The sequence below is a fragment of the Sphingomonas sp. UNC305MFCol5.2 genome (genome assembly GCF_000712135.1).
In the GTDB taxonomy this organism is placed as follows: Bacteria; Pseudomonadota; Alphaproteobacteria; order Sphingomonadales; family Sphingomonadaceae; genus Sphingomonas.
Genome location: NZ_JOOE01000001.1, coordinates 143,466 through 169,701 on the forward strand (window position 1 = coordinate 143,466; position 26,236 = coordinate 169,701).

The 26,236-nt window shown below is 66.2% G+C and carries 25 protein-coding genes and 1 tRNA gene; 16 read left to right on the plus strand and 10 right to left on the minus strand.

Going from position 1 to position 26,236, the window contains the following annotated elements; all coding sequences use genetic code 11:
- The first annotated feature begins 90 nt into the window (after positions 1–90).
- From BR78_RS0100680 to BR78_RS0100700, 5 genes are read left to right on the plus strand one after another with little or no spacing between them, the layout of a single operon-like run.
- Positions 91–1,533 (plus strand): MATE family efflux transporter, encoded by a 1,443-nt coding sequence (locus BR78_RS0100680; RefSeq protein ID WP_029934240.1) that lies wholly within the window; start codon positions 91–93, stop codon positions 1,531–1,533.
- An 18-nt stretch (positions 1,534–1,551) separates the two neighbouring features.
- Positions 1,552–2,538, plus strand: a complete 987-nt coding sequence (gene hemB, locus BR78_RS0100685) for a porphobilinogen synthase (protein ID WP_025561284.1) — start codon at positions 1,552–1,554, stop codon at positions 2,536–2,538.
- A complete protein-coding gene (locus BR78_RS0100690) occupies positions 2,535–3,071 on the plus strand; it encodes a GNAT family N-acetyltransferase (protein ID WP_025561285.1) in 537 nt (178 codons plus the stop codon). Before hemB ends, BR78_RS0100690 begins: the two co-directional genes overlap by 4 nt.
- Positions 3,068–3,607: a GNAT family N-acetyltransferase gene (locus tag BR78_RS0100695; protein ID WP_029934243.1), complete on the plus strand. Its 540-nt coding sequence runs from the start codon at positions 3,068–3,070 to the stop codon at positions 3,605–3,607. The genes BR78_RS0100690 and BR78_RS0100695 overlap by 4 nt, the downstream gene beginning before the upstream one ends.
- A 40-nt stretch (positions 3,608–3,647) precedes the next feature.
- On the plus strand, positions 3,648–5,882 hold the full coding sequence (locus tag BR78_RS0100700; RefSeq protein ID WP_037565849.1) for a fused MFS/spermidine synthase: 2,235 nt from the start codon (positions 3,648–3,650) through the stop codon (positions 5,880–5,882).
- Here the strand turns inward: BR78_RS0100700 and BR78_RS0100705 are convergent.
- Positions 5,879–6,370, minus strand: a complete 492-nt coding sequence (locus tag BR78_RS0100705) for a hypothetical protein (protein WP_025561239.1) — start codon at positions 6,368–6,370, stop codon at positions 5,879–5,881. The two genes, BR78_RS0100700 and BR78_RS0100705, sit on opposite strands and share 4 nt — an antisense overlap.
- Before the next feature lie 83 nt (positions 6,371–6,453).
- Between BR78_RS0100705 and BR78_RS0100710 the strand changes: the two genes are divergently transcribed.
- Positions 6,454–6,530: transfer RNA gene (locus tag BR78_RS0100710), tRNA-Arg, on the plus strand.
- 113 nt (positions 6,531–6,643) lie between these two features.
- The gene (locus BR78_RS0100715) at positions 6,644–7,342 is read left to right on the plus strand and encodes a hypothetical protein (RefSeq protein ID WP_051683138.1); all 699 of its coding nucleotides are present in this window, start codon (positions 6,644–6,646) and stop codon (positions 7,340–7,342) included.
- Positions 7,343–7,382: 40 nt separating this feature from the next.
- On the opposite strand, the gene BR78_RS0100720 is transcribed toward BR78_RS0100715, so the two are convergent.
- The 7 genes from BR78_RS0100720 to BR78_RS0100750 form a co-directional block, all read right to left on the minus strand.
- Entirely contained in the window at positions 7,383–8,951 is a 1,569-nt protein-coding gene (locus BR78_RS0100720; RefSeq protein ID WP_025560964.1) for a pectate lyase, read from the minus strand.
- 89 nt (positions 8,952–9,040) lie between these two features.
- Positions 9,041–9,253: a hypothetical protein gene (locus tag BR78_RS0100725; RefSeq protein WP_025560963.1), complete on the minus strand. Its 213-nt coding sequence runs from the start codon at positions 9,251–9,253 to the stop codon at positions 9,041–9,043.
- Positions 9,254–9,318: 65 nt separating this feature from the next.
- Positions 9,319–10,572, minus strand: a complete 1,254-nt coding sequence (locus BR78_RS0100730; protein WP_025560962.1) for an N-succinylarginine dihydrolase — start codon at positions 10,570–10,572, stop codon at positions 9,319–9,321.
- Positions 10,573–10,577: 5 nt separating this feature from the next.
- Positions 10,578–11,588 (minus strand): arginine N-succinyltransferase, encoded by a 1,011-nt coding sequence (locus BR78_RS0100735; RefSeq protein ID WP_025560961.1) that lies wholly within the window; start codon positions 11,586–11,588, stop codon positions 10,578–10,580.
- Complete coding sequence (locus BR78_RS0100740) at positions 11,585–12,793, minus strand: hydrolase (protein ID WP_025560960.1); 1,209 nt, start codon at positions 12,791–12,793, stop codon at positions 11,585–11,587. Before BR78_RS0100740 ends, BR78_RS0100735 begins: the two co-directional genes overlap by 4 nt.
- Before the next feature lie 225 nt (positions 12,794–13,018).
- Complete coding sequence (locus BR78_RS0100745; RefSeq protein ID WP_025560959.1) at positions 13,019–13,912, minus strand: DUF481 domain-containing protein; 894 nt, start codon at positions 13,910–13,912, stop codon at positions 13,019–13,021.
- 59 nt (positions 13,913–13,971) lie between these two features.
- Positions 13,972–14,466: an RNA pyrophosphohydrolase gene (locus tag BR78_RS0100750; protein ID WP_025560958.1), complete on the minus strand. Its 495-nt coding sequence runs from the start codon at positions 14,464–14,466 to the stop codon at positions 13,972–13,974.
- Between the two features lie 176 nt (positions 14,467–14,642).
- Here BR78_RS0100750 and BR78_RS0100755 point away from each other — a divergent pair, with 176 nt between their 5' ends.
- Genes BR78_RS0100755 through BR78_RS0100770 form a run of 4 tightly spaced genes read left to right on the plus strand, consistent with a single transcriptional unit; the run spans position 14,643 to position 20,050 of the window.
- Complete coding sequence (locus BR78_RS0100755; protein ID WP_025560957.1) at positions 14,643–16,586, plus strand: 2-oxoacid:acceptor oxidoreductase subunit alpha; 1,944 nt, start codon at positions 14,643–14,645, stop codon at positions 16,584–16,586.
- Positions 16,583–17,617, plus strand: a complete 1,035-nt coding sequence (locus BR78_RS0100760) for a 2-oxoacid:ferredoxin oxidoreductase subunit beta (RefSeq protein ID WP_025560956.1) — start codon at positions 16,583–16,585, stop codon at positions 17,615–17,617. Before BR78_RS0100755 ends, BR78_RS0100760 begins: the two co-directional genes overlap by 4 nt.
- 43 nt (positions 17,618–17,660) lie before the next feature.
- On the plus strand, positions 17,661–18,899 hold the full coding sequence (locus BR78_RS0100765; RefSeq protein WP_029934255.1) for an SAM-dependent methyltransferase: 1,239 nt from the start codon (positions 17,661–17,663) through the stop codon (positions 18,897–18,899).
- A complete protein-coding gene (locus tag BR78_RS0100770) occupies positions 18,899–20,050 on the plus strand; it encodes a serine hydrolase domain-containing protein (protein WP_231478064.1) in 1,152 nt (383 codons plus the stop codon). The genes BR78_RS0100765 and BR78_RS0100770 overlap by 1 nt, the downstream gene beginning before the upstream one ends.
- Before the next feature lie 68 nt (positions 20,051–20,118).
- Here the strand turns inward: BR78_RS0100770 and BR78_RS0100775 are convergent, their stop codons facing one another.
- Positions 20,119–20,829 carry an SDR family NAD(P)-dependent oxidoreductase gene (locus BR78_RS0100775; protein ID WP_025561279.1) on the minus strand — a complete coding sequence of 237 codons (711 nt, stop codon included), beginning with the start codon at positions 20,827–20,829 and terminating at the stop codon, positions 20,119–20,121.
- Positions 20,830–20,850: 21 nt separating this feature from the next.
- A complete protein-coding gene (gene purF / locus BR78_RS0100780) occupies positions 20,851–22,308 on the minus strand; it encodes an amidophosphoribosyltransferase (protein WP_029724647.1) in 1,458 nt (485 codons plus the stop codon).
- Positions 22,309–22,437: 129 nt separating this feature from the next.
- On the opposite strand from purF, the gene BR78_RS0100785 reads away from it, so the two are divergent.
- From BR78_RS0100785 to BR78_RS0100805, 5 genes are all read left to right on the plus strand, one after another.
- A complete protein-coding gene (locus BR78_RS0100785) occupies positions 22,438–22,686 on the plus strand; it encodes a DUF7218 family protein (protein WP_029934260.1) in 249 nt (82 codons plus the stop codon).
- Positions 22,687–22,858: 172 nt separating this feature from the next.
- The gene (gene hisI / locus BR78_RS0100790; protein ID WP_029724645.1) at positions 22,859–23,221 is read left to right on the plus strand and encodes a phosphoribosyl-AMP cyclohydrolase; all 363 of its coding nucleotides are present in this window, start codon (positions 22,859–22,861) and stop codon (positions 23,219–23,221) included.
- Positions 23,218–23,709 (plus strand): hypothetical protein, encoded by a 492-nt coding sequence (locus tag BR78_RS0100795; protein ID WP_029934262.1) that lies wholly within the window; start codon positions 23,218–23,220, stop codon positions 23,707–23,709. Before hisI ends, BR78_RS0100795 begins: the two co-directional genes overlap by 4 nt.
- A gap of 52 nt (positions 23,710–23,761) precedes the next feature.
- Complete coding sequence (metG, locus tag BR78_RS0100800; RefSeq protein ID WP_029934264.1) at positions 23,762–25,264, plus strand: methionine--tRNA ligase; 1,503 nt, start codon at positions 23,762–23,764, stop codon at positions 25,262–25,264.
- On the plus strand, positions 25,261–26,040 hold the full coding sequence (locus BR78_RS0100805) for a TatD family hydrolase (protein WP_029934266.1): 780 nt from the start codon (positions 25,261–25,263) through the stop codon (positions 26,038–26,040). The genes metG and BR78_RS0100805 overlap by 4 nt, the downstream gene beginning before the upstream one ends.
- Positions 26,041–26,236: the final 196 nt, after the last annotated feature.

The following is a 26,236-nucleotide window of genomic DNA, read 5'->3' on the forward strand; positions in this document are numbered from 1 at the left end:
TGAGCGTCGAACGGGGCATCGAGCCCCGTCCGGCGCAACCCACCCCTTGCCCCTCCCTTGAAAGGGAGGGGTGAAGAAAAAGGACAACCCATGGCGGGTGGAGCTCCCCAACGCCGCGATCTCACCAAGGGCCATATCGGCCGGACGCTGATGCTGTTCGCGCTGCCGACGCTCGGCTCGAACATCCTCCAGTCGCTGAACGGCTCGATCAACGCGGTGTGGGTGGGGCGCTTCCTCGGCGAGAGCGCGCTGGCGGCGACGTCCAATGCCAACATCATCATGTTCCTGACCTTCGGCGCCGTGTTCGGCTTCGGCATGGCGGCGACGGTGATGATCGGGCAGGCGATCGGCCGGCACGACCTCGATGCCGCGCGGCGGGCGTTCGGATCGGCGGTGGGGCTCGTGCTGGGCGGGGCATTGATCATGGCGATACTGGGCTGGCTGTTCGCGCCCGACATCCTGAAGCTGCTCGCCACGCCGGGCGACGCGATGCCGCTGGCGCTCGCCTATCTGCGGGTGATCTTTCTCGGCATCCCCGCATCGATGCTGCTCGTGCTGCTGATGATGGGGCTGCGCGGATCGGGCGACGCCATGACGCCATTCTGGTTCATGATCCTGAGCGTGTTGCTCGATGCGGGGCTCAACCCGGTGTTCATTCTCGGCCTCGGCCCGGTGCCGCGGATGGGGATCGCGGGGGCGGCGACCGCGACCTTGATCGCCAACCATGTCGCGGCGATAGGGCTGCTCGCGACGCTCTACATTCGCGACCTGCCGATCCGGCTGCGCGGGCGCGAGTTCCGCTATCTGCTACCCGAGCGCGATTTGATGCGGACGATCGTCGCCAAGGGGCTGCCGATGGGTGCGCAGATGCTGGTGATGTCGCTGGGCGGGCTCACCATGATCGGGCTGGTCAACCGGCTCGGAGTCGATACCGCTGCGGCATATGGCGTCTCGCAGCAGCTCTGGACCTATATCCAGATGCCCGCGATGGCGATCGGCGCGGCGGTCAGCGCGATGGCGGCGCAGAATATCGGTGCCGGCGCGTGGGACCGGGTCAACGGGATCACGCGTGCCGGCCTGCTCTGGAACTGCGTGATCACGGGCGCGATGGTGGGTGTCGTCCTGCTGTTCGACCGGCCGGTGATGGCGCTGTTCCTCGGCGGCGAGAGCCCCGCCATCCCGATCGCGCGGCACATCCAGCTGATCGCGAGCTGGAATTTCGTGCTGTTCGGCATGACCATGGTGATCTTCGCGACGGTGCGCGCGAACGGCGCGGTGTGGGCGCCTTTGATCGCGCTGATCGTCGCGCTGTACCCGATCCGCATCGGCTTCGCGCTCGGGCTGGAGCCGCTGCTCGGCGGTGATGCTCTGTGGTGGAGCTTCCCGGTAGGATCGGCAGCGGCGCTGGGACTTGCGGCGGCCTATTTCCGATGGGGAGACTGGCGCAAGGGCGCGATGATCCGCCCGCGCGAGGCCGAGGAGCAGGCGCTCGCCACCACCGAGCCCGCCGGACGCTTGCAACCCACCGGCTGAGAGCGCATCAGCGCGGCCATGAGCCAATACCCTGCACTTCGCCTCCGCCGTACCCGAGCCGCAGGCTGGAGCCGGCGGATGCACGCCGAGACCGTCCTCACCCCCGCCGACCTGATCTGGCCGCTATTCGTAACCGAAGGCGACGTGGAGGAGCCGATCGCGTCGCTGCCCGGCGTTTCGCGCTGGTCGGTGCAGGCGATCACCGAGCGCGCGCGCGAAGCGGCGGCGCTGGGCATTCCCTGTGTCGCGCTGTTTCCGAACACGCCGGCGGGGCTGCGCAGCGACGACGGGCGCGAGGCGCTCAATCCGGACAATCTGATGTGTCGCGCGATCCGCGCGATCAAGGATGCGGTGCCCGATCTCGGCGTGCTGACCGACGTCGCGCTCGATCCCTATACGAGCCACGGCCATGACGGGATCGTCGATGCGGCCGGCTATGTGCTCAACGACGAGACTTCGGCGGTGCTGACCGACCAGGCATTGGTCCAGGCCGAGGCGGGGGCCGACATCGTCGCGCCTTCGGACATGATGGACGGGCGGGTGGGGCTGATCCGCGCGGCGCTGGAGGCCAATGGCCATGTCAACGTCCAGATCATGGCCTATGCCGCCAAATATGCCAGCGCCTTCTACGGCCCGTTCCGCGACGCGGTCGGCAGCCGCGGGCTGCTCAAGGGCGACAAGAAGACCTATCAGATGGATCCGGCCAACGCCGAGGAAGCGCTGCGCGAAGTCGCGCTCGACATCGCCGAGGGCGCGGACAGCGTGATGGTAAAGCCGGGCCTGCCCTATCTCGACATCATAGTCCGTGTGAAGAATGCCTTCGAAGTGCCCGTGTTTGCGTACCAGGTGTCGGGCGAATATGCGATGATCGAAGCCGCGGCGGCAGCCGGGGCGGGGGACCGCGAGGCGCTGGTGATGGAGACGCTGATGGCGTTCAAGCGCGCCGGCTGCTCAGGCGTGCTCACCTATCACGCGCCGCTCGCCGCGCGGCTGCTGGGCGCGTGATCGAGACCGAAAGGCTCCGGCTGCGGCCGTGGCGCGAGACGGACAAGCCGGTGTTTCACGCACTCGCCAACACGCCGGCGATGATGGAGCATTTCGGCGGGCCGGTCCCCCGGGCGAAGCATGACACGATCATCGACCGCATGATCGATCAGCAGGCGCGTTTCGGCCACTGCATGTGGGCAGTGGAGCTGCGCGACGGTGGCGCGCTGGCGGGCGTGTGCGGCGTGCGGATCGGCGGGCATGCCGGCACTCCGGTGCCCGAAGAGCTCGAGATCGGCTGGCGGATCGGCGAGGCGCATTGGGGGCAGGGCATCGCCCGCGAGGCGGCCGAAGCGAGCGTCGCCTGGGGCTGGGCGAATACCGATCGTCCGCGGATCGCGGCGTGGACCACGCAATCCAACACGCGTTCCTGGGGGCTGATGGAGCGGCTGGGGATGCGGCGCCGCGCCGATCTCGACTTCCACCATCCCGAATATCCGGCCGGCGACCCGTTCGGCGCGATGATCGTCTATGCGATCGACCGGCCGGCATGATCGAGACCGAACGCCTTATCCTGCGCGGTTGGCGCGATTCCGATCGCGAGCCCTTTCATGCCATGGGGCAGGACGAGCGAGTCATGGCTACGCTCGGCCCATTGCTGTGGCGCGACGAGACCGATGCGCTGATCGATCGGATGCAGGCGATCCTCGACACGAACGGCTTCACCTTCTGGGCGATCGAACGGCGCGCAGATGGCGCGTTCCTGGGCTTTTGCGGGCTCAAGCCCGGCGCCGAGGACACGCCGATCGAAGGCGAGATCGAGATCGGCTGGCGGCTGGCGCGCGAATATTGGGGGCAGGGCTATGCCCGCGAAGCGGCGCAGGCGAGCCTCGATTGGGGCTGGGCAAATCTGGACGTACCGACGATCGCTGCGATCACCACGGTCGAGAATGTCCGCAGCTGGGGGCTGATGGAGCGGCTCGGCATGGTCCGCGCGCCGCAGGACGATTTCGACCATCCGCGCGCGATCGAGCGGTTGCGGCCGCACGTCACCTATCGCATCGCGCGGCCCGCGGTTAATCCCGTCTAAATCGGAGGCGGTGCAGGCGGTTCGCAGGGGAGAGAATTGCATGGCGGACGCGGTTGAGCAGGCGATTGCGCCACGGACTCGGTTCCGCTGGCTCTTCGTCGTCGCCATCCTCGCCGGATCGTTCCTGCTCTTCCTGGTCCAGCCGATGGTCGCGCGGATGGCGCTGCCGCGCCTCGGCGGCGCACCGGCGGTGTGGAACAGCGCGATGCTGGTCTATCAGGCGCTCCTGCTCGGCGGCTATGCCTATGCGCATTGGTTGGGGCGAGTGCCGGTGCGGATGCAGGCCAGCATCCATCTCGCGGTGCTCGCCGCCGCGGCCTTGTGGTTGCCGATCGGGCTGACCGCGATGGAGCTGCCCGCCGATGCCGAGCCGGCGTTTTGGGTGCCTTGGCTGTTCGGCGCGTCGATCGGTCCCTTGTTCTTCGCGATCTCGGCGCAGGCGCCCTTGCTCCAGCGCTGGTACAGCGTCGCGAGCGGCGGGCGCGACCCCTATGCCCTGTATGCCGCCTCCAATATCGGCAGCTTTGGCGGGCTGATCGCCTATCCGCTGATCGTCGAGCCGGGCCTGGCGCTCAAGGGACAGAGCCTGCTCTGGACGATCGGCTATGCTCTGGTGTTCGTACTCGTCGCCGGCTGCGCGACATTGCTGCCCCGGAAAGCCCCGCAGGAGCCGCATGTCGCGCACCATAGCCCGCCCGCGGGCGGGCTGCGCGTGCTCCACTGGATCATCCTCGCCTTCGTCCCTTCGGGGCTGATGCTCGCGACGACCACCTTCCTGACCACCGACATCGTCGCGATGCCGATGCTCTGGGTGCTGCCGCTGGGGCTCTATCTGCTGAGCTTTTCGGTGGCGTTCCGGGAGGGTGATATCATTCCCGACCTGCTCGCCAAATTCGCGCCCCTGATCGTGCTGCTGTTCGGCGCGACGCTGATCGCAGGGCACCAGAAGCTCGCTTATCTAAACGCGCTGATCGGGCTCGTCCTGCTGTTCGTGGTAGCGGTGGCACTGCATTCGTGCATGTATCGGCTGCGTCCGGCGGCCGATCGGCTGACCGGCTTTTATCTGGCGATGTCGGTCGGCGGCGCGCTGGGCGGGGTCTTTTCCGGGTTGATCGCGCCGGTGCTGTTCGACTGGACCTATGAATATCCGCTGCTGATCCTCGCCGCTGGCGCGCTGATGCCGCAGACCTTCCTGTTCTCCGCGCTCGCCCGGCTGTGGCAGGGCGAGGGTCTGTGGATCAAGATCCTCATGGCTGTATTCCTCGTGGCGATCTTCGTCGGGATCGGCCTCGCCAACCCTGGCGGCGTGCTCGGCGAGCTGCACGAGCAGATCGCCTTCCTCGCAGTTGCGACGGTGGGCCTGATCGCGACCGGCAGGCGCGTCCCCTATCTCGTCGCGCTCGCGGGCGGGTTGTTCCTGTTCGGCGGGTATCGCGCGATCGACATTTCGCTAAGTGGCGACCGCACGCGCAGCTATTTCGGCGTCTACACGGTAAGCGAGCAGCCCCAAGAGCGGCGGCTCGCGCACGGCACGACGCTGCACGGCATTCAGCTGAAGGGGGCGCGCTCGCGATTGCCGACGACCTATTATGTGCCCGGATCGGGTGTCGGCCGCGCCATGCTGGCGGCGCCGGCGCTGTTCGGGCCAGCCGCGCGGATCGGCGTCGTCGGGCTCGGAACCGGCACGCTCGCTTGCTATGCGCAGCCGGGGCAGCAGTGGCGCTTTTACGAGATCGATCCCGAAGTGGTCGATTTGTCGCGCGATTCGGGCAGGTTCACCTTCCTCCGGCAATGCGCGCCCCAGGCCCAGATCGCCGTGGGCGATGCACGCATCCGCCTCACCGAGACCGCGCCGGCGAGCCTCGATCTGCTCGCGCTCGACGCCTTCTCGTCGGATGCAGTGCCGATGCATCTGATGACCACCGAAGCGTTTGGGACCTATGCGCGTGCGCTCGCGCCCAACGGGCTGTTGCTGGTCCATATCTCCAACCGGTTCCTCGCGCTGGCGCCTGTCGTCGCGGGTGCGGCCGCGCACGGGGGCTGGCATGCCGCGCGGCTCGTCTATCAGCCGAGCGCGCTCGAGGCGCGCGACGAAGCGAGCATTTCGGACTGGATCGCGCTCTCGCGCGATGCGGGCACGCTGGCGCGGCTGACGGCAAATGATCCGCAATGGTTTCCACTGGCGACCAGGCCCGGCTTCACGCCCTGGACGGACGATTATGCTTCGGTGGTGCCGGTGATGCGCGCGTTCAATCCTTCGCTGGCGAACGACTAGGCGCCGGCGAGCGCGGCCTCGATCGTCTTGATCCGGTCGCCCTGCGCGGTTGTCATTGCGTCGGCGGCGGTGATCGCCGAATCGAGCGCGGGATAAGGCGGCTGCCCCGCTTTGCCGCGTTCGATCGCGATAGCCTCCAGATCGGACAATGCGATCAGCAGCGGCGCGCGCAGCGATTCGAGCGTGCTGAGCGCCGTCTGCGCGTCGAGCCAGGCGTCGGAGCCTTCGGGAACCCCGCGCGCCACCGCCACCTTCACCTCGGCCTCCTGCGCAGCGGCGGCGAATTGCCGGTTTCCCGTCGTCAACGACGCCGTGAACTCGGCAATTCGCGCGTCGAGCGCCGCATCCGGCGTCGCGACCTGCGCCGGGCGCTCGGGCTCGGCGAGGCTCTGGCTCTCGATCGGCCGCGGCAGCAGCGAAGGATAGGCGTCGGGGCTCTGGGTGCAGCCCGCTAGGGCAATCACGGCGAACAAGGGCAGGCTGCGCATGGTCGTGCTCTATGCTTGTGGAAAACCGCACGCAACGGGCTTGCGTTCCTCGAAAGTCGCTTCTATCAGCACGCCTCCAATGCGCGCCCGTAGCTCAGCTGGATAGAGCATCAGACTACGAATCTGAGGGTCGGACGTTCGAATCGTTCCGGGCGCGCCATTAAAAGCCCCGGCAAGCCAGAAGCTTGCCGGGGCTTTTATGTTTCCGGCTGCCGCGCATGGGGATAGGATCGCCGGGAGGCCGTTATCGGCCTTTGCGGCGATCGGGGCGACATGAACATTTTCGGATTCAGGCGCGGATTGTGCGATTGCTGCGCGGCGATCGCGGCGGTGTCCTGCATGGGCCAGCTGGCGCAGGCGCAAGAGGTGCCGCGCGCGGCCGACGCGCCTGCCACTGCGTCACCGGCAGGCGAATATGTGCTCTCGCAGATGGAGCTCGTCGCGGGGATTCGTCTCGATGAAGACGGCACCTTCCTGTACGGCCTGACGGTCGGGGCGCTGGACGAGCGCGCGCAGGGGCGGTGGAAGGCTGCCGGCAACCGCATCACACTGACCAGCGAACCACGCCCGGTGGCGCCGACGATCACCCCGGCAAAGATCGAGGCGGCACCCGGCAAGCCTTTCGCGATACGCGTGCTGGCGCCGAACGGCCACGACGTGGCGGGCGTGGATCTCAGGATCGAATTCGACAGCGGCGAACCGCTCGATTCCTATCTGGCGGGGGAGCCGTGGACGCTTCCGGACGGGGAGCGGCGCGTTCCACGCTTCGTCACGTTCAGCTGGGCGTCCTATCGCCTGCAATCCGGCCGCCTGCCGCTCGATGCCAAAGCGGGAAGCGTGGCCAACTTCACGCTGACTCCCAACGATTTCGGCGTGATCGACCTAAGCGACACACCCGCCGAGATCGTTGGGGACTCGCTGATACTCCATCGTGCCGAGGGTGAGATGCGGTTCAAGCGGACTGCGCGCTGAAGCGGCGCAGATTCGCCCCGGCAGGGCGGACAGATGCGCGCTATCGCCTCAGCGCGCCGATCAGCACCTTCATGTTCTCGATGTACGTGCCAGTCGAGATGCCGACGACCGGATGATCGGTCTCATAGGGCGAAGTGTCGGTCGCGTCGCCGACCTTGATGCGGCTGAAATCGCCCGGCGTCGGGGTGGGCGAACCGTCGCCGGCATAGGGGTTGCTTGTCGCCTTGAGCTCGGTCGGCCACCAGCCGGCGGCATTGAGCGACTTGACCAGCGCTTCGGGCGATCGTGCCCCTTTCTCGGTGTTGAGATCGGAGGTCGCCTGCTCCTCGACGAGGAAATAGCGCGGCAGCGGCTGTGGAGCGCGCAATGGCGAATCCTTGGCGATCGCCTGCGGATCGGAAGCGATCAGTCTGTCATATTCGCGGCGCAGGCCGGGGACGTCGATCGCCCGCGTCGAACTGTAATGAGTGATCGTGTTGGCGGGGTTATAATCGACATAATATTCGCCGTTGACGACGTTCGAGCCGCGGCGGTGGACATAGAGCGGGCGATTGGTGCCGATCTCGATGAAGGTGGGATAGGCGCGGCCGCCTTTCACCTGATCGGCGGGCAGCTTGACCGATTCGAGCCAGTCGAGCGCCTCGGGCACGCGCGCCAGATACTTCTTGTCACCGGTGAGGCGATAGAAATGGAATAGCTGTTTGACGTTTGCAGCGGTGGTGTGGGTGACCAATGCGGTCGGCTCGTAGGTGCGCGCGCCCACCGGCTTGAGGTCGAGCGTATATTGCAGCCCCCAGCCGGCCTGCGGCTTCGCCTGCTGAGTCACCAGAGTGACGTTCATGGCCCGGACAATGGCGTCGCGCACCCGAGAGTCGCCGCCCAGCGCCTGCCAGGCGTAGAGCAGGAACTGGATGTTCTCGCCGGCGACATCGTCGTTGAAAGTGATGAAGCTGGTGTAATCGGGCTTGCCATGATGGCTGAACTCGCTCTTGAGCGGGAAGCGCTGCGGCCAGCCGCCGACGGGATACTGGCTCTCCAGCACGAAGTTCAGCGCCTTGTTCAGCGCGGGCAGATATTTCGCGTCGCGCTTCTCGACATAGAGGCGCAGCAGGAACTGCATCGCTTCGGAGGTGCCGGCATCGTCGAAGGTGGCGTTGCCCCAATAATGCTGGAATTCCTCGAGCCGCCACGCATTCTTGCCGATCGTGTCGTACCAGCGCTTCGTCGAGGCCTCGCCGGCGAAATCGCCGAAATAATGCCAGCCGCCGCTCTTCTGCTGGATCGCGATCAGCGCATCAGCGGCTTTCTTCGCCGCCTCGTAATAATAAGCGTCGCCCGTGGCATGGTACGCGTCGAGATAGAGATGCCCCATCGTCGCGGTGCCCGGCGGCTGGACCCAGATCATCGTCGGGAAGGCTTCCATCTCGCCCCAGCGCCGCGACATGTCGGGCAGATAGGACCAGACATAGCCGCCCTTGGTGGCGACCTTCTCGACCATGAAACGAGTCGCGCGCTTCATGGTCGCGGCGACTTCCGCCTTGTCGGGAGTCGCAACGGCCGGCGCGGCGATGCTCGCCACCAAAGCCCATCCCAGAAGCAACGCCCGCATGCACCCGACTCCTCGCCTGTTCTTATCAAGCGAGGCTTAGCAAAGCAGCAATGACACCGGTAGCAATTGTTGGAGTCGGCAGTGCGGCTTCACTGCGGGACGTCGAATGTATCCAGGATCTTGGCGCCAGCCATGAACACCGCGATCGGGCAGAGCACGAACAGCATCTTGCCGCCAAAGCCGGGGAAGCGATCGAGATAGTGCATCCCGCGCTCCACCGCGCCGGTGCCGAGCCCGTAGATCACGAGATAGGCCTCGAATTTGGTCTTGATCGTGAAGAGGCGGCGGACCCGATCGAACATGCCGAATATGAAGCAAGCGCCGGGCCAAGCCCGGAAATCCGCGATTCCCGCATTAACGAATATGCTTACCTGTCAATTAATTCGACAGTTCCGAGCGCTTCGAGCAGCGCGCGGCGCGCAGTCTCGATGCGGGCGACCAGCGCCGGATCGCCGATCGCACCGGCATCGATCGCCTCGGGCCAATGCGTCTCGACTACCGATGCGATCAGATCGAGCCGCGCGTCGTCGACGAGGAAGCGTGGATCGATCGTGGCGGGATCGGCTACCACGCGCAGCCGCAAACAGGCCGGGCCGCCACCATTGGCCATCGACTGGCGGACGTCGACCACCTCAACCTGACGGATCGGGCCGTTGCCCGCGACATGCGCCTGAAGCCATGCCCATACGCTCGGCGTCTCGCGGGTCTCCTCGGGAACGATCAACGCGGTTTCGCCCGAGGGCAGGGTCACCAGCTGGGCATTGAACAGATAGGAGGCGATGGCGTCGGCGAGGCTGACCTGATCGGCGGATACCTCGACGATCTCGACCTCGGGCAGCGCAGTGCGGAGATCGTCGTAGAAACGTTCCTTGTCGGCAAAGGCATGCTCGTGCGCGAACAGCACGCGGCCATTGGCGACTGCGACGACGTCGTTGTGGAAGGCGCCGGCGGCGATCGCCTCTTCCGATTGCTGGACGAACAAGGTGCGGGCCGGGTCGAGGCCATGACGTCGCGCGACGGCGTAGCTAGCGTCCGGGTGCTGGCGGGCAGGGTAGGGACCGCCGCTGATCCCATAGACGAATACCTCCACACCGGGCGCATCGTGCGCAGCGGCGAGGCGCATATGGTTGGCCGCGCCTTCGTCGCCGAAGGGCGGAGGGACGGGCGCGTGCACCGCGAAAGCGGGGTTGGCGAAGGCCAGGCGGAGTTGCGCCAGCGTGCCGGGCCCTTCGTGGCTGCGATGCGGCATCGTCGCGAGATTGGCGACGGTCAGGTGGCAGCGCCCGTCGGCGGTATCGGGCGCGGGCGAGACCGTCGCGGCGTTGGCGGCCCACATCGCCGATGCCGACATGGCCTGCGCCTGCAGATGTGGAGCGGCGGTGGGATAATCGGTGGCGAGGCTGGCCAGCCAGCGATGATCGGGGCGCAGATGGGGCAGCAGGATCCCCTGCGCCAGCCCGAGGCGCAGATTCGCGCGCATTTTTGCGATCCCCTGCAGCGCTGCGGCGCGCGGGTACGCGGTCAGTCCGCGGTTGCGCGTCGCGGCGAGGTTGCCGGGGCTGAGGCCGGCATAATTGTGGCTTGGGCCGATGATGCCGTCGAAGTTGATCTCAACGAGCATCGATCTCACCGCGCGACATGGAGCACTTCGTCGCCTGCCGACACGCCTAGGATCGCCGCCGAGCCCGGATCGATCGTCACGCCGTCTTCGGACACCGTCGCCTTGCCGAAACACACCTGGAAGTTCGCCAGCCGCCCGGATGCGAGCATCACGGGCTCGCCGCCTGCCGCGATTTGAGTCACCCTCGCGGATTTCGCGTCGCGCACGGTGCGGACCAGGTCGGTACGGGCGGTCATGGTCGGGCCGCCGTCGAAGATGTCGATATAGTTCTCAAAGGCGAATCCCTCGCTTTCGAGCATCCGCATCGCGGCGCGGCCCGAAGGATGGGGCAGGCCGATTACCGAACGTGCGCTCTCCTGGAGCATCGCAGTGTAGATCGGATGCTTGGGCATCAGATCGGCGATGAACTGGTTGCCATGGATAGCGTTGAATTCGTCGGCCTGCTGGAAGTTCATCCCGAAGAATCGTCCCGCGACGCCGTCCCAGAAGGGGGAGCCGCCCGCTTCGTCGATCACGCCGCGCAATTCGGCCAGCACCCGCTCGGCAAAACGCGCGCGGTGCCGGGCGATGAACAGATAGCGGCTGCGGGCGAGCAGCATGCCGAGCCCGCCGGCGCGTTCATTGGGGTGGAGGAACAGTCCGCCGACTTCACTACTACCCTCAAGGTCATTGACCAAGCTGAGGATTTCAGCGCGAAAAGTTCGGTTGAGCTCCTGGCTGTGCTTGGTCACCGTGCCTATGCGGTAGCTGTAAAAGGGCCAGTGCTGGCCGACATGCGTGAAGATCTGACAGGTGCCGCGGACCTCGCCGGTCTCGGCATTTTCGAGCACCAGCACGAACAGATCGTCGAACAGCCCATCCTCGTCGCGGGCAAAGGCGGCGTGGCTGCGGACCAGCTTGGCACGCAGCGCATCCTTTTCGGGAGGCAGGTTGGTGAAGCCGCCGCCGGTGAGCTTGGCCATCTCGTAGAGCGGCTGGAGGTCCTCGTCGCGCGCGGCGCGGATGCGGAAGCTCATGCGAACGCACCATTGGCGATGCGCAGGATCGTGACGGCCGACAATGCGGCGCGTTCGGGCAGGCTTTCGGGGATCAGAAATTCCTCCGCTGAATGAATGGCGCCGCCGCGCGCGCCCATCGTGTCGACCACGGGGACGCCGCAAGCGGCGATGTTGTTGCCGTCGCAGACACCGCCGGTGTCTTTCCACGCGACCGGAATGCCGAGATCCGCGCCCGCGTCGCGCACCAGTCCGAACAGGCGTTCGGCGCTGGAATCGAGCGGCTTGGGCGGGCGATTGAAGCTGCCATGGACTTCGACGCGGACGTCGTGCGACGCCATGACGTCACTCGCGGCACGCTCGATCGCGGCCTTGGCGATGGCGATGCTCCATTCGTCGCGCGGACGGAAGTTGATGCGCAGGATCGCGAGGTCGGGGACGACGTTGTTGGGCCCGCCGCCGTCGATCCGCGCCGGATTGACTGTGAGACCCGCGGTCTTCGCCTCGGCCAGCCGCACCGCCAGCGCCGCCGCGGCGACCAGAGCGTTGCGGCCATCGTCGGGGTTGCGCCCGGCGTGCGCGCTGCGGCCATGGACGACGAGCGAGAAATTGCCGGTGCCGCCGCGCGCGCCGGCCAGCGTGCCGTCGGGAAGGGCGGGCTCATAGGTCAGCGCCGCGACCTTGCCGCGCGCGGCGCCCTCGATCAGCGCACGCGAGGAGAAGGAGCCGGTCTCTTCGTCCGAGTTGATCAGCACCTCATAGCCCAGTTGTGCGGTGAGCGGGCTCGCCTCGACTGCCTCGAGCGCGGCAAGCATCAGCGCGAGCCCGCCTTTCATGTCAGCGGCGCCGGGGGCGTTGAAGCGGCCGTCGTCGAGCCAGCGACCGGTCTGGAAAGGGTGGTCGGCACCGAACACGGTGTCCATGTGACCGGTGAGCAGCATCTGGATCGGTGCCTCGGGGCGCACCGCGAGATGGAGATGTCGGCCATGCCCGATCGACTCGACGCGGCCGTCCGACGTCATGCTCTCCGCCGGGGCGGGATCGACCAATGCGAGATGCCCGGGGAGCGCGGAGAAGGCGTCGGCCAGCGCGTCGGCGATCGTCGCCAGTCCAGCGAGATTGCGGGTGCCGCTGTTGATCGCGGTCCAAGCCTCGGTCCGCGCGAGCATCGGCGCCTGCGCCACACGCTCGACTGCCGCCTGCTCGATGCTGGAAAGCCCGGTCATCCCCGGCTCGTAGCGCGAAATATTATTGCCGTCATCCCGGCGAACGCTGTGCTCTCATGCACGCCGGGCATGGATGACCCCCTAATCCTCCCTCGCTTTAGCGGGGGAGGGGGACCACGAAGTGGTGGAGGGGGCGTAGCCGCGGGCGATGTACTTGCGGCCAAGCCCCCTCCGTCGCCTTCGACGCCACCTCCCCCGCTTCGCGAGGGAGGATTTACCATGCCCTCAGAAATCGACGACTAATGCCGCGCGGCTGGTGGTGTCGGTGGTCTGGCGCCCGATCGGCGGGGTGCTTTCATATTGCAGCGTGTACGAGAATTGCGCCGAAAAGGGCCCGAACAGCTTGGCCAGCAGCGCCGAGCGGCTCGATACCGTGCTGTTGGCGTCCTGCAGATAGGCCGAGGCATTCTGCGTCACCGAAATGCTCGGCGAAAGCTTCAGCCCGAAATCCATGCTGCCGCGCGCCGCGAGATTGCTCTCCGTCTTGTCGTCGATGAAGCGGGTGAGGCGGTATGCCGGTCCGAGTTCGAGATCGAGCTTTACCTTGGGCGACTTGATAGCACTGTAGCCTGCGCCGCTCGACAGCGAAACGCGGTCGTAGAAGCCCGAAAAGCGGTCGCTCTCATATTGCGCGGCGCCGTACATGTAGGCGCGGTCGTCGAACTTCCAGTTGGGCTCATAGGCGGCGAGATAGCGCTCGCGCGTGACCAGGCCGAGGCTCTCCTGATAATCGGCCTGGAGGCGCAGTTTGTGGCGCCACTCGAGCGCCTCGCGCTTGACTTCGATCGCGGCGGTGAGCCCGACATTCTCGGTATTGCCGGTGCTCATATAGCCGCCCAGCTCGGCGCGGCCCTTCACCAGATCGAAGAAATCCGCCTCGCGGATTTTCTTGTTGGCCTGAGCGAGACGATCGTTGCGCCAGTCCGTCGCGGTCTTGACCACGAGGTCGGCGCTCGCCGGATCCGCGTTCCTGGCATATTTGACGATGACCGCGACGTCACCCTCGCTGCCGGATTGCATCGCGGCATCGAGCATCGACTTGATCGTCGGCGGAATGACGGGATCTTCGGCTGCGGTGTTGGCCAGCAGCAGCGGCAGGGCGAGGAGCAGGGCACGCATGCAGCCCCCCTAGTCAGATTAATAGGGCATCAAAAGGGCAACGCGCGACGGATTGATCGTTACGCCGGACGAATCGTTTCCAGCTCTTTCGCGAAAATTTCGAGGAGCTGGCGATAAAGGTCTCGTTTGAAAGGGACGATGATGTCCGGCAGCTCGGCGGGGTCGGCCCAGCGCCATGCCCGGAACTCGGGCTCGGCGGTGGCGATGTTGACGTGTGCGTCCTCGCCGGTGAAGCGGAACAGGAACCAGCGCTGGCGCTGGCCGCGCCATTTGCCCTTCCACACCTTGCCGACCAGGTCCTCCGGCAGGTCATAGGCGAGTTCTTCGGGGGCGGTGGCGACCAATTCGGCATGTTCGCGTGCGACGCCGGTTTCTTCCCACAGCTCGCGCCACGCGGCATCGAGCGGATCCTCGCCCGGATCGATCCCGCCCTGGGGCATCTGCCACGCCTCCAGCACCGAATCGAGCCGCTGCCCGACGAACACGCGGCCGTCGCGATTGACCAGCATCACGCCGGCGCAGGGACGATAGGGAAGGGAGGCGATATCGGTCATGGCCTGCCCCCTAGCGCGTCCGCCCGGCGCCTGTCACGCAGCCTCGATTCTCGCACCGGGACGCCTCTCGCAAAGCAGTCGTTGCAAGACCGGCGGCATTTTCTACCTTGGGCCTATCGCAAGGGAGGCGTAGAGCATTAGCAACGATAGACAAACCGCAGGAATATAGACCGGCCATGGCCACTGCCGCCCATCAGCTGACGCCCGAAGAGGCATCGGCCAATCCCGCACCTGAAGCGATCGTCGTCCGGTTCGCCGGCGATTCCGGCGACGGCATGCAGCTGACCGGGGGCCAGTTCACGCTGGCGACCGCGCTGGCGGGCAACGACCTCGCCACCTTCCCGGATTTCCCCGCCGAGATCCGCGCGCCGCAGGGTACCTTGTTCGGCGTCTCGGCGTTCCAGATCAACTTCGGATCGACCGAGATCGACACCGCGGGCGACCAGCCCGACGTGCTGATCGCGATGAACCCCGCGGCGCTCAAGACCAATGTCGAGGCATTGAAGCCCGGCGGGCTGATCATCGCCGACCAGGGCGAGTTCGGCCAGCGCAACCTCGACAAGGCCAAATATGCCGCGAACCCGCTCGAGGACGACAGCCTCGGCAAATGGCAATTGCTCAAGCTCGACATCTCGCAGCTGACCCTCGATGCCGTGAAGCCGTTCGGGCTGGGCAATAAGGAAGCGCTGCGCTGCAAGAACATGTGGACGCTGGGTCTGGCGCTCTGGATGTTCGACCGCGACCGCCAGCCGATCGTCGACTGGCTCAAGGCCAAGTTCGCAAAGGCGCCCGAGCTGGCCGAGGCCAATATCGCTGCGCTCAACGCCGGCCATGCCTATGGCGAGACCGCTGAACTGGGCGCGATGGGCATTTCGCAGCGCCACGTCGCGGCCGCGCCGTCCGAGCCCGGGCTGTACCGCACGATCACCGGCGCCGAATCGATTTCGCTAGGCCTCGTGGCCGGGGCGCAGCTGGCGGCGTTGCCGATGTTCTTCGGCGGCTATCCGATCACGCCCGCCTCGGCGATTCTCCACCATCTCGCCCGCTTCAAGGAATATGGTGTCACGACCTTCCAGGCCGAGGACGAGATCGCCGCGATCGCCTCGGCGCTGGGGGCCAGCTATGCCGGCTCGCTCGGCGTGACGTCATCCTCGGGCCCGGGCATCGCCTTGAAGGGCGAGGCGATGGGCCTTGCGATCATGACCGAGCTGCCGCTGGTGATCGTCAATTCGCAGCGTGGCGGGCCCTCGACGGGGCTTCCCACCAAGACCGAACAGTCGGACCTCTATCAGGCCGTCTACGGCCGTAACGGCGACGCGCCTATGCCCGTGCTCGCCGCACGCTCGGCCGCCGATTGCTTCGACGTCGCGATCGAGGCGGTGCGCATCGCCACGCAATATATGACTCCGGTGATGCTCCTCACCGACGGCTATATCGCCAATGCCGCCGAACCGTGGAAAGTGCCCGACATGAGCGGCTACGCGCCGTTCCCGGTGGCCTTCCACACCGAACTTCCCGCCGAGGGCGAGAAGTTCCTGCCTTATGCGCGCGACGCGAAGCTCAAGCGCCCCTGGGTCAAGCCGGGCACGCCGGGTCTGCTTCACCGCATCGGCGGGATCGAAAAGGCGCTGGGCACCGGCAATATCGATTATTCCCCCGGCAACCACCAGGCGATGACCGACGTCCGCCGCGACAAGGTGCTCGGCATCGACGTGCCCGATCAGGCCGTCGAGCAGGGCCAGCCGGGCGGCAAGCTCGTCGTGGTCGGCTGGGGTTCGACGTTCGGCCCGATCGCCACCGCGGTCCGCCGCGCCCGCGCCAAGGGGCTCGACGTCAGCCATGTCCATCTCCGCCACATCTGGCCGATGCCGAAAAATCTCGGCGATCTTTTAAGGAGTTACGAGCACATTCTCGTGCCGGAAATGAACACCGGTCAGCTCAAGACGGTGCTGCGCGACCAATATCTCGTCAACGCGGTGCCGCTCAACAAGGTGTCGGGCCAGCCTTTCACGATCGCCGAGATCGAGGCGGCGATCGCGCGCCATCTGAACAGCGACCGCGCCGAGGAACTCGGCCCGGACGACACCCAGCTGCCCAGCCCGGAGGCTGTGAATCCATGAACGAACTGACCACCATCCGCCCCAGCACCCCCAAGGACTGGGAAACCGACCAGGAGGTCCGCTGGTGCCCGGGCTGCGGGGACTATGCGATCCTCAAGGCGGTGCAGCGCACCATGCCCGAGATCGGCGCCACGCCCGAGAACACCGTGTTCGTCAGCGGCATCGGCTGCTCGTCGCGCTTTCCTTATTACATGGAGACCTATGGTTTCCACACCATCCACGGCCGCGCGCCGGCGGTGGCGACGGGGGTCAAGCTCGCCAATCCCGATCTCGACGTATGGATCATCACCGGCGACGGCGACGCGCTGTCGATCGGCGGCAACCATACGATGCATCTGCTCAGACGGAATCTGAACTGCCAGATCCTGCTGTTCAACAACGAGATCTACGGCCTCACCAAGGGCCAATATTCGCCGACCAGCCGCGAGGGCACGCGTTCGCCCTCCACGCCGTTCGGATCGGTCGATCATCCCGCCAAGCCCTGCGCCTTCGCGCTCGGCAGCGGCGCGCGCTTCGTCGCGCGGGGGATCGATGTCCACAAAAGGCTGCCCGAAGTGCTCAAGGCGGCGCATGCCCATCAGGGCGCGGCGTTCATCGAGATCTTCCAGAACTGCATCGTCTATAACGACGACGTGTTCGAGCCCTTCACTGCCAAGCCCAATGCAGTCTCCAACCAATTATGGTGCGACAACGGCAAACCCTTGCTGTTCGCGGGCGGCACCAAGGGGCTTTCGCTCGACATGGAGCGGCTGACGCTCAAGGTGGTCGACGTGGTCGACGGCGATTGGGAAGCCGCGGGCGTGATCGTGCACAACACCGCCAACCGCGCGATCGCGCATATGCTCGTCGAAATGCCGTTCGGCGCCTTCCCGATGGCTTTGGGCGTGCTCTACGACGATCCCGCGCCGACCTTCGAGAGCGCGGTGGTCGCGCAGAACAAGGCGGCGAGCGAAGGCAAGAAGCCCGACCTCCAGAAGCTCGTCGCCAAGGGCCAGACGTGGATGGTCGACAAGGCGCCGCACGCGCTCTGAGAAGTTGCTTGCCGATGCTGCCGCAGCATGCATTTAGGACGCAATGAACGCGACGACGCGGGAACGGGGGCGCGCTGAGCGAGCGACACGCGGGGGCGGCCCGCTGGCGTTGCTTGCGCGCATTTTCCATCGCCAGCTCGACCGGCTCGATCGCGGCATAGCCGAGGGCAGCCTCGAGCTGCTGCTGCCCAATGGCCGCGCGCGGCTGCTCGGCGGGCGGGTGGACGGTCCCGCTGCGGTGGTCGATCTGCGCAGCTGGCGCGCGCTGCTGCGGCTCGCGTTGAGCGGGTCGATCGGCTGGTACGAGGCGTGGGCGGCCGGGGAGTGGGCCAGCCCCGATCCGGTGCAGCTCTTCGCCCTGTTCAGCCGCAATCGCGCCGGACTGGCGCGGCCGGCACGGGCCACCGGACCCTGGCGGCTCGCCAAACGCCTATGGCACTGGCTGCGGCGCAATCATCGGGGCGGCTCGCGGCGGAACATCCAGTTCCATTATGATCTCGGCAACGACTTCTACCGCCCCTGGCTAGACGCGGGAATGACCTATTCGAGCGCGCTGTTCGCCACGGCCGGAAGCACGCTCGCCGAAGCGCAACGGGCCAAGCTCCAGGCGATGCTCGATCGCACCGCCACGGTGCCCGGCAATGCGATCCTCGAGATCGGCTGCGGCTGGGGTTCGTTCGTCGAGCTGGCAGTGAAAGCCGGGCGGCGCGTGCACGGCATCACGCTGTCGACCGAGCAAAAGGCCTGGGCCGAGGCGCGCACCGCGGGCATGGACGGCGCCAGCTTCGCGCTGACCGACTATCGCGACGTCACCGGCCATTACGACGCGGTGGTCAGCATCGAGATGGCCGAGGCGGTAGGGCGCCAATATTGGCCGGCCTATCTCGCCGCGATCGCGCGCGCGCTGAAGCCCGGCGGACGGGCGGCATTGCAAATCATCACTTTCGACGACGCGCTGTTCGAGGATTATGCCGGCAATGTCGACTTCATCCAGCGTTACATCTTCCCCGGCGGATTGCTGATCCGCGAGAGCGAGTTTCGGCGTCTTGCCGCCAACAACGGCCTCGACTGGCGCGATCAGTTCCATTTCGGGCTCGATTATGCCGAGACGCTCAAGCGCTGGCGCGAGAATTTCGAGGCAGCGGCAAGCGCCGGCCAACTGCCCGCGCAATTCGATGCGCGCTTCGTCGCTCTGTGGCGCTATTACCTGATGTATTGCGAAGGCGGATTTCGCGGCGGCGGCATAGACGTCGTCCAGGCGACGCTGGTCAAGGAGGGGTGATGAAGATCTGGATGCTGGCGGGTGCGCTCGCGCTCGCAACGATGGCGGGTGCCGCGACGGGGCAGAGCGCTCAGGACACCAATAGTCTCCGCAAGATCGGTGCCGAAGTGCTGTTCTGGAGCCAGGCCCAGCGTGACGCTAATTTCCCCCACATGGAGAAGATCTTCCCCGGCCATGTCGTCAAGGCCGGCGGCAAGGTCCGTGCGCTCCCCGCGGGCAAGCCGCTCGGAATGTCCGACGCCGAGCTGGACGCCTTCATCGCCAGCCAGAACATTTCGGGGCTGATCGTCCTGCAGGACGGCAAGATCCGGCTCGAACGCTATGCGCGCGGCTATGGCAGGGAAGGGCGCTGGACCAGCTTCTCGGTCGCCAAGTCGTTCACCTCGACGCTGGTCGGCGCGGCGATCAAGGACGGCTACATCAAATCGGTCGACGAACCGGTGACGAAGTACATCCCCGAGCTCGCCGGCAGCGGCTATGATGGCGTCACCATCGCGCAATTGCTCACCATGACGTCGGGCGTGAAGTGGAACGAGGATTATACCGACGCGAAGTCGGACGTCGCTCGGATGTTCCTCGAGGCGGTGCCGGCGGGCGAGGACCCCACGGTCTATTACATGAAGAAGCTCCCGCGCGAGACCGCGCCGGGATCGAAATGGGTCTACAAGACCGGCGAAACCAATCTGATCGGCGTGCTGGTGATGCGCGCGACGAAGAAGCCGCTCGCCGACTATCTCAGCGAGAAGGTCTGGCGGCCGTACGGGATGGAGCAGGACGCCTTCTGGATGGTCGACCCGTCGGGGCATGAGGTCAGCGGCTGCTGCCTGTCGGTGTCGCTGCGTGACTATGCCCGGATGGGGCAACTCGCGCTGGAAGGCGGCAAGGGCGTAGTGCCCGCCAACTGGTTCGCCGACTCCACGCGCCCGCATGCCGATATCGGCGTGCCGGGCCGCGGCTATGGCTATCAATGGTGGACCTATCCGCAAGGCCGCTTCGGCGCGCAGGGCATTTTCGGCCAGACGATCCGGGTGGATCCGAAGACCAAGACGGTGATCGCAGTGTCGGCGGCGGCGGACAAAGCTAGCGACCGCGACTACGGGCTGGCGAGAACGGCGTTCCTCGACAAGCTTTTCGCGGCGACGGCCAAATAACCAGCCCTCATGTCCCCCTCCCGCAAGCGGGAGGGGAGCGATACGTCGCCCGTCTGTCCTTTGCGGTTCTACTCCACCCGCTCGAAATGCCCGGTCTCGAACCCGGCAACCGCCAGCGCCACGATCCGCTCCGCCACCATTTCGGGCGGCTTCACCGTCGTCGCGTCCTCGCCCGGAAAGGCGCGGGCGCGCATCTTGGTCCGGGTCGCGCCGGGATCGACCACACCAACGCGCACGCCGCTGATATGGCGGACTTCCTCGCCATAGCTGAGCAGCAGATTCTCGAACGCCGCCTTGGAGGCGCCATAGGTGCCCCAATAGGCACGCGGCGTCCGTCCGACACTTGACGTCACACCCAGCACGCGCGCCCGCTTCGCTGCCTTCAGCAGCGGATCGAACGCCGCGAGCATCGCCGCCTGCGCAGTGACGTTGAGCGTCAGCACTTTGGCGAATTCCTTGAAGTCGATCGCGGGGACGGCGCTGAGGCTCCCCAGCGACGCGGCGTTGAGCACGAGCAGGTCGAGTGCCTTCCAGCGCTCGGACACGGCAGCGGCGAGCCGCGCGACGCTCTCATTCTCGGTCAGGTCCATCGGCGCGATCGTCGCCGAGCCGCCCGCTGTGTAGATCGCCTCCTCGACTTCCTCGAGTCCGCCGGCGGTGCGCGCGGTCAGCACGACGTGCGCACCGGCCTTGCCCAGAGCAAGCGCTGTTGCGGCACCGATGCCGCGGCTTGCGCCGGTGACGAGCGCGACTTGGTCGGCGAGGGGCTTGTCGGTCATTCGAACTCCGGGTGAATCAGGTCAGCCGACCCGTTCCTCCAGAAGCGCGAACTGGTCAACCGGCTGGAGCTCGTCCTGGTCGGTGAGCGTGGTCGGATATTCGCCGGTGAAGCACGCGTCGCAATATTTGGGGTGGATATCGGCGCGGTGCGCCTCGCCCAGCGCCTTGTACAGCCCGTCGATCGAGATGAAGGCGAGGCTGTCGGCATGGATGAAATCGGTCATCCCGCCCACGTCGAGCTTGGCTGCGAGCAGCTTGGCGCGTTCGGGCGTGTCGACGCCGTAGAAGCACGAATGCCGCGTCGGCGGCGAGGCGATCCGCATGTGCACTTCGGCGGCGCCCGCTTCGTGCATCATCTGGACGATCTTCAGGGACGTGGTGCCGCGGACGATCGAATCGTCGACCAGCACGACGCGCTTGCCCTTGATCAGCTCGCGATTGGCATTGTGCTTGAGCTTGACGCCAAGGTGGCGGACCTTGTCGCCCGGCTGGATGAAGGTGCGGCCGACATAATGCGAGCGGATGATGCCGAGCTCGAACGGAATGCCGCTCTGCTGGGCATAGCCGATCGCCGCGGGCACGCCCGAATCGGGAACGGGGACGATGAGATCCGCCTCGACCGGCGACTCGATCGCCAGCTGCGCGCCGATCGCCTTGCGCACCGAATAGACCGAGCGATTGTCGCTGATCGAATCGGGGCGTGAGAAATAGACATATTCGAAGATGCAGGGCCGTGATGCCACCGGCGGGAAAGGCTTGTGCGAGCTGATCTCGCTGCCCTTGACGATCACCAGCTCGCCTGGCTCGACGTCGCGGACATATTCGGCGCCGACCACGTCGAGCGCCACCGTCTCCGAGGCGAAGATGATCGAATCGTCGAGCTTGCCCATCACGAGCGGGCGGATGCCGAGCGGGTCGCGACAGGCGATCATGCCCTCCGGAGTCATCACGATCAGCGAATAAGCGCCTTCGACCTGCTTGAGCGCATCGATGAACCGATCGATCAGCGTGCGATATTGCGACGTGGCGACGAGGTGGATGATCACCTCGGTATCGCTGGTCGACTGGAAGATCGCGCCGCGCCGGACGAGATCGCGCCGCAGTCGCATCGCGTTCGAGATATTGCCGTTATGCGCCACCGCGAAGCCGCCGCTCGCCAGCTCGGCGTAGAGCGGCTGGACGTTGCGGATCGCAGTGTCGCCGGTGGTGGCATAACGGACATGGCCCGCCGCGGTATTGCCGGAAAGGCTGCGAATCACGTCGTCGCGGTCGAAATTGCCCGCGACATGACCCATCGCGCGATGGGTGTGGAACTGGTGGCCGTCCCAGCTGGTGATGCCGGCCGCCTCCTGGCCGCGGTGCTGGAGCGCGTGGAGCCCCAACGCCACGAGCGCGGCGGCGCCCTCGGAGTTGGAAACACCGAAAATGCCGCACTCTTCGCGCAGCTTGTCGTCATCGAACGGGTGTGTGGTAAGCATCAGCCCTCAAGGGGGTTGGGAACTCTTGGCCCCCATATAGGCACTTCGCCGCGATTTGTCGCCGGTTTGTCACAAGGAAATGAACCGCGGGGCTGTTTCGCCGGTTTTTCAAGGCGAAAGGAGCTTCCCATGCCAAAGGATCACGGATCGCAGATCAAGAACGACGAACTCTACGAGAAGCTGCGCGACGACGGCGCCTCGAAGGAAAAGGCGGCGCGAATCGCCAACGCGGAAGAGGCGGGCACGCTCGACAAGGGCGGCACCCATCTCGAGAACCGCAGCAAGGACGAGCTTTACGACGAGGCGAAGGAGATCGGCATCGAGGGCCGCTCGAAGATGGACAAGGACGAGCTGATCGGCGCGATACGCGGGCATTGACCTTCCGTGAGGCGGGCCGCAGCCCCGAGCTTCAACCGTCACCCCGGCCTTGGGCCGGGGTCCACCGGGAGGCGGGCGGTGACCTTGAGCCTCTATGGCACCCGGCGTGGTTGCGTGGACCCTGGCACAAGGCCGGGGTGACGAAGGGGAGGGCAGGCGCTACACCTCGTGCGTGACCGATCAACGCGACACGGGCCTGACGCTCGACCCCAAATATGATTCCGCCGGCCTGATCACCGCGGTCGCGACCGACGCTGCGACCGGCGAATTGCTCATGCTCGCGCACATGAACGCGGAGGCGCTCGCGGCGACCCTCGCGACCGGCGAGGCGCATTTCTGGTCGCGCAGCCGCGGCCGCCTCTGGAAGAAGGGCGAAACCTCGGGCCATGTCCTGCGCGTGGTCGAAGCGCGGATCGATTGCGACCAGGACGCTTTGTGGCTCAAGGTCGAGGCCGCCGGCCCTGCTTGCCATACCGGTGAGCGCAGCTGCTTCTTCCGCCGCATCGAGGACGGCAGGCTGGTGCGCGACGCATGAGGGCGGCGCTAGCGCTGCTCCTGCTGGCCCTGGCCGCCTGCTCGGGTGGAAAAGGGGGCAATTCCCAGCAACCGCAGGACCTCGAGACCGCGGCGATCGAGCGGGGTCTTGTCCGCGATCCCGACGACAGCGACCTCACCGGCCTCTACGCCCGCGACACCGATCGGATCTGCGTCGTCCGCTCCGGCTCGGCCTACCGTATCGGCGCTTATGTCGATTATGGCGATCGCATCACTTGCAGCGGCGCAGGCACTGTCGAGCGAAGCGGCGAGACGTTGCGGATCGAACTCGGCAAGGACGGGTGCAATTTCGACGCGCATTATGACGGCGACCGAATCAAATTCCCGGGCGCGCTCCCAGACGCATGCAAGAAGCTCTGCGCGCGCCGCGCGTCGTTCACCGGGCTCGAAGCCACGCGGCTGAGCGAATCCGCTGCCGAAGCCGCCGCGATGCGCGATGCTGCCGGGCGGCGGCTGTGCGGGGATTAGCTGCACGGCAGGGGAGGTTGCCCCCATCCGCTGCCGCTCCTAAAGCCCGCGCATGGCCGATCCCTTCTACATCTCGACAGCAATCCACTATCCTAATGGCCGTCCGCATATCGGCCATGCCTATGAGATGATCGCCGCCGACGCGATCGCGCGCTATCAGCGCCAGCACGGCCGCGACGTCTTCTTCCAGACCGGCACCGACGAGCACGGCCTCAAAATGGTCAAGACCGCGCGCGACCGCGGCATCGAAGCCCGCGAGCTGGCGGATGAAATGTCCAGCTATTTCCGTGAAATGGCAGACGTTCTCGATATTTCGTACGATCGTTTCATCCGTACTTCCGAGCCCGAGCATTATGCCGCGAGCCAGGCGATCTGGCAGGCGATGGCGGACGCCGGCGACTTGTATCTCGATCGCTACGAGGGCTGGTATTCGGTTCGCGACGAGGCGTTCTACGAAGAGAAGGAACTGACCGAAGGGGAAGGGGGCGTGAAGCTCTCGCCGCAGGGCACCCCGGTCGAATGGACCGCCGAGGAAACCTGGTTCTTCAAGCTCTCGAAATACCAGCAACCCTTGCTCGACCTCTACGCGGCCAACCCCGATTTCATCCGCCCGGAATCGCGCCGCAACGAGATCCTGCGCTTCGTCGAGGGCGGGCTGGTCGATCTCTCGGTCAGCCGCACCAGCTTCGATTGGGGCGTGCCGGTGCCCGGATCGCCCGATCACGTGATGTACGTCTGGGTCGATGCGTTGACCAACTACATCACCGGCGCCGGCTATCCGCACGACGTGCCGCGCTTCGAGAAATTCTGGCCCGCCGATATCCACCTGATCGGCAAGGACATCGTCCGCTTCCACGCGGTCTATTGGCCCGCTTTCCTGATGTCGGCCAATCTGCCGCTCCCGAAACAGGTGTTCGGCCACGGTTTCCTGCTCAACCGCGGGGAAAAGATGTCCAAGTCGGTCGGCAACGTCGTCGATCCGATGGAACTCGCCACGCTCTACGGCGTCGACGCCCTGCGCTATTTCCTGCTGCGTGACGTCAGCTTCGGCAATGACGGCACGTTCAGCGACGAGGCGATCGTCACGCGGGCGAACGCCGATCTCGCCAATAGCTTCGGCAATCTGGCCCAGCGCGTGCTCGCCTTCATTGCCAAGAATTGCGAGGGCCATGTGCCCGAGGGCAAAGCGGAGGAGGCCGACGCCGTCCTTCTCGCCGAAGTCGACGTCGCCTGCGCCGCTTTCCGCACTGCGTTCGACGATCTCGCGCTCAGCCAGGGCGTGGAGGCGTGGATGACCGGCGTGTTCGCCTGCAACCAATATATCGATGCACAGGCCCCCTGGGCGCTGCGGAAGACCGATCCCGAGCGGATGAATGCGGTGCTCCGCACCTTGCTCCGTGCGATCCGCCACCTCGCGACCACGATCCTGCCGGTGATCCCGACCTCGGCGGGGAAGATGCTGATCCAGCTCCCCTCGGCCGACGACGAGGACTTCCGCATCGCCGCGCCAAGCCCCATCTTCCCGCGACTGGAATTGCAGGCGAGCGACGCGTGAGACTGGCCGACAGCCATTGCCACCTGATCTACAAGGGCCTCGGCGAGCAACAGCCCGAAGTGCTGGCGCGCGCCCGCGACGCCGGCGTGGTGGCGATGCTCAACATCTCGACACGCGAGAACGAGTGGGATGACGTCATCGCCGTGGCCGAGCGCGAGGCGGACGTCTGGGCCAGCGTCGGCATCCACCCGCACGAAGCCGACCAACACCCGGATGTCGACACCGCCAAACTGGTCGAGCGCGCCCGGCACCCGCGCGTCGTCGGCATTGGCGAGAGCGGCCTCGATTATTATTACGACCATTCGGACCGTGACCGCCAGCGCCACAGCTTCCGCGCGCATCTCGCCGCTTCGCGCGAGACCGGCCTTCCGATCATCGTCCATACCCGCGATGCCGAGGCAGACACCGCCGAAATCCTGCGCGACGAGATGGGGAAGGGCGCCTTCCCCGGTGTGATCCACTGCTTCACCGCGAGCGGCGAATTCGCCGATATCGCGCTGGAGCTCGGGCTCTACGTCTCGATCTCGGGGATCGTGACCTTCAAGAATGCGCGCGACCTGCAGGAAACCGCCGCCCGCCTCCCGCTGGACCGCCTGCTGATCGAGACCGACGCGCCGTTCCTCGCTCCGGTTCCCCATCGCGGCAAGACGGGTGAGCCCGCCTTCGTGGCCGACACGTGCCGCTTCCTCGCCCAGCTACGCGGCGAAGACCCCGAGGCGCTGGCGGAAGCCACTCGCCAGAACTTCCACAAGCTCTTCGCCAAGACGCTGGCGTGAGTCCCAAGGCCCTCCAAACCCCCAACTGTCACCCCGGCAGACGCCGGGGCCCAGCATGGGCTCACACGAAGGCACGAAGGCACGAAGAGAGTAGAAAGGGGGTCACGCGGAGGCGCGGGGGCGCGGAGATAGGGCTGCGCTGCGCGAGAAGGGGCGCCGCGTCGGCGGCGGGACATTCTGAAAGCCTTGAGCGAAC

Coding starts and splice junctions, on each gene's coding strand:
- BR78_RS0100680 (WP_029934240.1), top strand. CDS start 91: ATGGCGGGTGGAGCTCCCCAACGCCGCGATCTCACCAAGGGCCATATC.
- hemB (WP_025561284.1), top strand. CDS start 1,552: ATGAGCCAATACCCTGCACTTCGCCTCCGCCGTACCCGAGCCGCAGGC.
- BR78_RS0100695 (WP_029934243.1), top strand. CDS start 3,068: ATGATCGAGACCGAACGCCTTATCCTGCGCGGTTGGCGCGATTCCGAT.
- BR78_RS0100700 (WP_037565849.1), top strand. CDS start 3,648: ATGGCGGACGCGGTTGAGCAGGCGATTGCGCCACGGACTCGGTTCCGC.
- BR78_RS0100705 (WP_025561239.1), bottom strand. CDS start 6,370: ATGCGCAGCCTGCCCTTGTTCGCCGTGATTGCCCTAGCGGGCTGCACC.
- BR78_RS0100715 (WP_051683138.1), top strand. CDS start 6,644: ATGAACATTTTCGGATTCAGGCGCGGATTGTGCGATTGCTGCGCGGCG.
- BR78_RS0100720 (WP_025560964.1), bottom strand. CDS start 8,951: ATGCGGGCGTTGCTTCTGGGATGGGCTTTGGTGGCGAGCATCGCCGCG.
- BR78_RS0100725 (WP_025560963.1), bottom strand. CDS start 9,253: ATGTTCGATCGGGTCCGCCGCCTCTTCACGATCAAGACCAAATTCGAG.
- BR78_RS0100730 (WP_025560962.1), bottom strand. CDS start 10,572: ATGCTCGTTGAGATCAACTTCGACGGCATCATCGGCCCAAGCCACAAT.
- BR78_RS0100735 (WP_025560961.1), bottom strand. CDS start 11,588: ATGAGCTTCCGCATCCGCGCCGCGCGCGACGAGGACCTCCAGCCGCTC.
- BR78_RS0100740 (WP_025560960.1), bottom strand. CDS start 12,793: ATGACCGGGCTTTCCAGCATCGAGCAGGCGGCAGTCGAGCGTGTGGCG.
- BR78_RS0100745 (WP_025560959.1), bottom strand. CDS start 13,912: ATGCGTGCCCTGCTCCTCGCCCTGCCGCTGCTGCTGGCCAACACCGCA.
- BR78_RS0100750 (WP_025560958.1), bottom strand. CDS start 14,466: ATGACCGATATCGCCTCCCTTCCCTATCGTCCCTGCGCCGGCGTGATG.
- BR78_RS0100755 (WP_025560957.1), top strand. CDS start 14,643: ATGGCCACTGCCGCCCATCAGCTGACGCCCGAAGAGGCATCGGCCAAT.
- BR78_RS0100760 (WP_025560956.1), top strand. CDS start 16,583: ATGAACGAACTGACCACCATCCGCCCCAGCACCCCCAAGGACTGGGAA.
- BR78_RS0100765 (WP_029934255.1), top strand. CDS start 17,661: ATGAACGCGACGACGCGGGAACGGGGGCGCGCTGAGCGAGCGACACGC.
- BR78_RS0100770 (WP_231478064.1), top strand. CDS start 18,899: ATGAAGATCTGGATGCTGGCGGGTGCGCTCGCGCTCGCAACGATGGCG.
- BR78_RS0100775 (WP_025561279.1), bottom strand. CDS start 20,829: ATGACCGACAAGCCCCTCGCCGACCAAGTCGCGCTCGTCACCGGCGCA.
- purF (WP_029724647.1), bottom strand. CDS start 22,308: ATGCTTACCACACACCCGTTCGATGACGACAAGCTGCGCGAAGAGTGC.
- BR78_RS0100785 (WP_029934260.1), top strand. CDS start 22,438: ATGCCAAAGGATCACGGATCGCAGATCAAGAACGACGAACTCTACGAG.
- BR78_RS0100795 (WP_029934262.1), top strand. CDS start 23,218: ATGAGGGCGGCGCTAGCGCTGCTCCTGCTGGCCCTGGCCGCCTGCTCG.
- metG (WP_029934264.1), top strand. CDS start 23,762: ATGGCCGATCCCTTCTACATCTCGACAGCAATCCACTATCCTAATGGC.